The sequence below is a fragment of the Roseomonas sp. TAS13 genome (genome assembly GCF_001950415.1).
GTDB lineage: Bacteria > Pseudomonadota > Alphaproteobacteria > Acetobacterales > Acetobacteraceae > Roseomonas > Roseomonas mucosa.
Genome location: NZ_BDLP01000318.1, coordinates 1 through 5,049, shown reverse-complemented (window position 1 = coordinate 5,049; position 5,049 = coordinate 1). Strand labels below are relative to the sequence as shown.

General features: G+C 72.4%; 4 protein-coding genes. All 4 read right to left on the bottom strand.

Going from position 1 to position 5,049, the window contains the following annotated elements; all coding sequences use genetic code 11:
• Positions 1-31: 31 nt before the first annotated feature.
• On the bottom strand, positions 32-1,141 hold the full coding sequence (locus ROTAS13_RS19095; protein ID WP_371329204.1) for a molybdopterin-dependent oxidoreductase: 1,110 nt from the start codon (positions 1,139-1,141) through the stop codon (positions 32-34).
• Between the two features lies 1 nt (position 1,142).
• A complete protein-coding gene (locus tag ROTAS13_RS19090) occupies positions 1,143-2,768 on the bottom strand; it encodes a sulfite reductase subunit alpha (RefSeq protein WP_058389588.1) in 1,626 nt (541 codons plus the stop codon).
• Positions 2,765-4,492 (bottom strand): NirA family protein, encoded by a 1,728-nt coding sequence (locus ROTAS13_RS19085; protein ID WP_058389589.1) that lies wholly within the window; start codon positions 4,490-4,492, stop codon positions 2,765-2,767. Before ROTAS13_RS19085 ends, ROTAS13_RS19090 begins: the two co-directional genes overlap by 4 nt.
• Positions 4,489-5,049, bottom strand: a 561-nt coding sequence (locus ROTAS13_RS19080) for an FAD-dependent oxidoreductase (RefSeq protein ID WP_171979156.1), incomplete at its 5' end; no start/stop codon positions are given. The genes ROTAS13_RS19080 and ROTAS13_RS19085, both read right to left, overlap by 4 nt.

The following is a 5,049-nucleotide window of genomic DNA, read 5'->3' as shown; positions in this document are numbered from 1 at the left end:
CGCCTTACGGTGGAGCTGTGCGTAGATGTGATCAAGAGACAGGCTTTTCCGGCAGGGCGGGCGCGCGCCAGTAGTCGCGCAGCAGGGCGACATCTTCCGGCCGGTCCTGGCGCAGATGCGCGGCGAGCATGGTGGACAGCGCCCCGACCTCCCGCCCGCCCATGGCGTTGGGCTGGCCGGTGATGCTGAAGGGCCCCATGCCCGGCGCGCCGATACGGCCGGTGAGGAGATGGCAGTTGATCAGCGCGTTGGCCTTGTCGGTGCCGGCGCTGGACTGGTTCACGCCCTGGCTCCAGAGCGTCACCACCTTCGGATGCCGCGCGAAGAGGCTGCAGAAGGCCTGGATCAGCGACGGGGCGAGGCCGGTCAGGGCCGGCGCCTCCGCCGCCACCGCGCGCGCCGCTTGCAGGGTCGGTTCCAGCCCCTCGGTGCGGCTGGCGAGGAAAGCCGCATCGGCGAAGCCGTTGTCGTGGAGATGGACCAGCAGCGCGGCGAAGAGCGCGACATCGCTGCCGGGGCGCAGAGGCAGGTGCAGCGTGGCGCCCTCGCAGCTCGCGGTGCGGCGCGGGTCGAGCACGATCAGCTTCATCTCCGGCCGCGCGGCGCGGGCGGCGGCCAGGCGCTGGTAGAGCACCGGGTGGCACCAGGCGAGGTTGCTGCCGACCAGCACGACGAGATCGGCCAGCTCCAGGTCCTCGTAGATGCCGGGGACGAGGTCCTCGCCGAAGGCGCGCGTATGGGCGGCCACGGCGCTGGCCATGCAGAGGCGCGAGTTGCTGTCTATGTTCGCCGTGCCCAGCGCCGCCTTCGCGAGCTTGTTGGCGGCGTAATAGTCCTCGGTCAGCAACTGCCCGGAGACATAGAGCGCCGTGCCCTCCGGCCCGTGGCTGGCCAGGGCGCGGCGGAAGCCTTCCGCCACCGTGTCCAGCGCGGCGTCCCAGGAGGCGCGCCGGCCGTTGACCTCGGGGTGCAGAAGCCGGTCCGCGAGGCCGGTCGTCTCGGCCAGGGCGGAGCCCTTGGAGCAGAGCCGCCCGCCGCTCGCCGGATGCGCCGCGTCGCCCGCGACCGGGCCGCCATCCGGCCTTGCCAGCACGCCGCAGCCGACGCCGCAATAGGGGCAGGTGGTACGGACGGTCTCCATCTCAGTACACGTCCCGCAGGTAGCGACCCTGGCGCGCCAGGGCGACGATCCAGTCGCGCGCCGCATCGGCATCCATGCCGCCCTGCGACATGGCGATCCCGCGCAGCGCGGTGTCCACGTCCTTGGCCATGCGCGCGGCATCGCCGCAGATGTAGAAGCGGCCGCCATCCTGCAGCCAGCGCCAGAGATCGGCGGCTTCCTCCTTCATGCGGTCCTGGACATAGACCTTCCGCTTCTGGTCGCGCGACCAGGCGAGGGAGAGCCGTTCCAGCGTGCCGTCCCGCTGCCAGGCCTCGATCTCCTCGCGGAAAAGGAAGTCGCTCGCCTCGTGCTGGTCGCCGAAGAAGAGCCAGGTGCGGCCCCTGATGCCCTGCGCGGCGCGGTGCTGCAGGAAGGCGCGGAAGGGCGCGATGCCGGTGCCGGGGCCGCACATGATCACGGGCACGGCGGGGTCTTCCGGCAGGCGGAAATGGCTTTCCTGCATATGCGCCGGCAGCGGCACGCATTCGGGCAGGACGCGTTCGATGTCGTGTGGCTCGGCATGGGCGCCGCCTTCGGCAAGCGGCAGGGCGCGGAAGCCCAGATGCGCCGAGGCCACGCCGTCGCGCACCCGCCCGCGACGCGGCGCGCGCACCACGCTGACGCAGAGCTCGACACGCCCCGGCACGGCGAGCGGCGAGGAGGCGATGGAATAGAGCCGCGGCTTGAGCCCCGGCAGCGAGGCGGCAAGGTCGGCCAGCGGTGGGCGGGCGGAGGGGAAGTGCTCCAGCAGGTCCAGCAGGTCGGCATCGGCGGGCTCGGCGCCGTCCTCGCCCTCCGCCAGCCGGCGCAGCGCGGCGGCCTCGCCCGGTTCCTTCGCCGCGCCGGCCAGAAGGTCCAGCGTGCGGTCCAGCGGGCGGGCGATGGCGAGGTGCAGCGAGAAGGCCTCGCGCAGCGGGCGGCTCTCGCCATCCGGGCAGGGCACGGCTTCCTCGCCCGTGGCGCCGAGCGCGGCGATGCTGGCTTCGACAACCGCCGGATCGTTGGGCGCCAGCAGGCCGAGGCTGTCGCCGGGCAGGTAGTGCAGCCCGCTGCCCTCCAGCTCCAGCACGACGTTGCGTACGTCTTTGGCCGAGCTCGCGCCGGTGAGGCGGCGGGCACCGCGCAGGCGAACCGGCACCAGCGCCGGCCCCTTCGCCTTCGGCGTGGCTTTCGGCGCGGCGGCGGGGGCCTCGGCCAGCAGCGCCTTCAGCATCTTCTGCGTCGCCTTGCCGCCGGGCACGCAAAGGCCGAGCGAGGCTTCCTCCCCCTTGGCCAGCGCCTCGGCATAGGTCTGGCAGACATAGCCGCACTGGCCGCAATCGAGCTGCGCCATGGCCGCCATCAGGCGGCGCGGCTGCGGCCTGCCCTCGGCGAGCTTCAGCCGCTCATCCATCCCCAGCGCCGGGTCGTGCCAGGGGAAGTCCTCCTCCTCCTGCGGCGCGGGCTGGGACATGTTCTCCGCCGCTCCGCCATAGAGGCCGGCGAGGAAGCCGTTCAGCCAGGCGCGCTGGACGGGGCTGAAGGGGGCGCTGTCGGGGATCAGCGGCACCGGGGCGGGCTGGCCGAAGCTTTGGGGAGCCGAGGCCTGGGGGACCAGCGCGTTCATGCGACGCTCTCCGGATGGGGGGCCTCGGCGATGGCGCGCAGCGCGCCCTCGTCATGCCGGGCGGCGAAGTCGTGGAAGGAGGCCTCGGGGTCTTCCTCGGCCCAGGCGCGCAGCAGGTTCAGCACCATCGGGCCGAGCTCGTCATGCGCGACCTTGGGGCGCACCAGCCGGCCGATGCGCTGCTGCGACCCGGCGCCGCCGCCGACATGCAGGTCATAGCCCTCGACCTCCTCCTCGCCGCGCTCCACCTTGGCGCCGATCAGGCCGATATCGCCGATATAGTGCTGGGCGCAGGAATTGTGGCAGCCGGTGAGATGGATGTTCACCGGCTGCGGCACGGCGATGCGCGCATCGAGATAGTCGGTCAGCGCCGCGCCGTGCTGCTTGGTGTGCGCGGCCGCGAACTTGCACCCTGCCGCGCCGGTGCAGGCGACGAGGCCGCCGCGGATATGGCTCGCCTCCCAGCCCAGGCCCAGCGCCACGATCTCCGCCTGTACCTGCGGCATGGCCTCGCGCGGGATGTCGATGATCAGGATGTTCTGCCAGGGTGTCAGGCGCAGGTTGCCGGAACCGTGCCGGTCGGCGATCGCGGCGATGCCGCGCATGCGCTCCGCCGTCACGCGCGCCATGGGCAGGGTCAGGCCGATATACTGCAGCCCTTCCTGCTTCTGGTCATGCACGCCGAGATGGCCGTGCTTCTCCTGCGCGGAGAAGTCCACGCTGTTCTCCGCCCGGCGCAGCGGCGCGCCGAGCTGCTTCTCGACCTCCGCGATGAACCTGTCGAAGCCCCAGGCGTCGAGCACGTATTTCAGCCGCGCCTTCCTGCGGTCCGTGCGGTCGCCGTTGGCGATGAAGACGCGCAGGATGGCGTCGGACACCTTCACCGCATCGCCCGGCGGCAGCACCACGCCCGTATCCCGGGCGAAGTCCTTGTGCCCCGTGATACCGCCCAGCGCGAGGCGGAACAGCGCCTCCCCCTCCACCCGGACGGCGGTGAAGGCGACGTCGGCCGTGTCCTCCAGTACCGGGATGCGGCCGCCGCCGTCGAAGGAGATGTTGAACTTGCGCGGCAGGCCGAACAGGTCGCGCGTGTGCAGGATGTGGAAGTGCAGCGCCCGCACCACCGGCCGCACGTCGATGATCTCGTGCGGGTCGATCCCCGCCGTCGGAGTGGCGGAGATGTTGCGGATGTTGTCCGCCCCCGTGCCCTTGGGCAGGATGCCGATCTCGCCCAGCCGCTCGATCACCTCCGGCCCCTTGTCCGCCGGGATCATGCGGATCTGCAGGTTGCAGCGGTTGGTGACGTCGGTGTAGCCGCCGCCGCATTCCTCGGCGATGGCGGCGATGCCGCGGAACTGGTGCGTGGTGATGATGCCGCCGGGGATGCGCAGCCGGCACATGAAGGCATCCTGCGTCGGCCCGACAAAGAACAGCCCGTGCCAGCGGGTCAGCAGGTTGTCCACGCCATGTGGGAACCTGCCCTGTTCCGCGCGGGCCACGACCTCGTCCCAGCGGTCCAGCGGATGCTTCTCGCGCTTGGCCTTCTCCTCGGCCGTCAGCTTGCCGCCCCGGGCGATGGTGGCGTCCTGCGCCGCGCGCATCGCATCGGCGGGCGCGCCGCCGGCAGCGCCACCGGCGGGGGCGAGGCTGCCGCGCCGGGCCTCGACGCCCGCCATGAAGCCCTTGAGGTAGTTCTGCTGCTCGTCGGTGAAGGCCTGGTTCATGCGGCGCGCTCCAGATGGTCCGGCCCCAGGGCGAGCCCGGCGCGGTCAGGGCCCACCGGACGGCCGCTGACGATGAGGTCGAGATAGAAGGAGGAATCCCCGGCATCGCCGTAGAGCACGGCGCCGACGAGGCGGCCGTCGCGCAGCCAGAGGCGGCGGAAATGGCCGGAGGCGGGGTCGTGGAAGGTGACCGCCTCGGCATCCGGCGGGGCGACCTGCCCGCCCGACCAGACCGCGACGCCGGAGATCTTCAGCGCCGCCGCGTCGGGGCGGGGCGCATAGGCGCCGGCCTCCCCGGCGATGGCGGCGGCGGCGGTCTCGGCCATGGCCAGCGCCGGGGCGACGAGGCCGACCACGGCGCCGTTGTGCTCGGCGCATTCGCCGACGGCGTAGATCGCAGGGTCCGCCGTCCGCATCGCGTCATCCACCAGGATGGCGCGGTTGACCGGCAGGCCTGCGGCGGCGGCGAGCGAGGAGTCGGGCCGCACGCCGACCGCCAGCACCACGATCTCGGCGGGGACCACGCCGCCATCGGCGAGGCGCACGCCACTGGCATG

Bases quoted from the DNA above. Each gene is read 5' to 3' on its own strand.
- ROTAS13_RS19095 (WP_371329204.1), bottom strand. From the start codon at position 1,141: ATGGAGACCGTCCGTACCACCTGCCCCTATTGCGGCGTCGGCTGCGGC.
- ROTAS13_RS19085 (WP_058389589.1), bottom strand. From the start codon at position 4,492: ATGAACCAGGCCTTCACCGACGAGCAGCAGAACTACCTCAAGGGCTTC.
- ROTAS13_RS19090 (WP_058389588.1), bottom strand. From the start codon at position 2,768: ATGAACGCGCTGGTCCCCCAGGCCTCGGCTCCCCAAAGCTTCGGCCAG.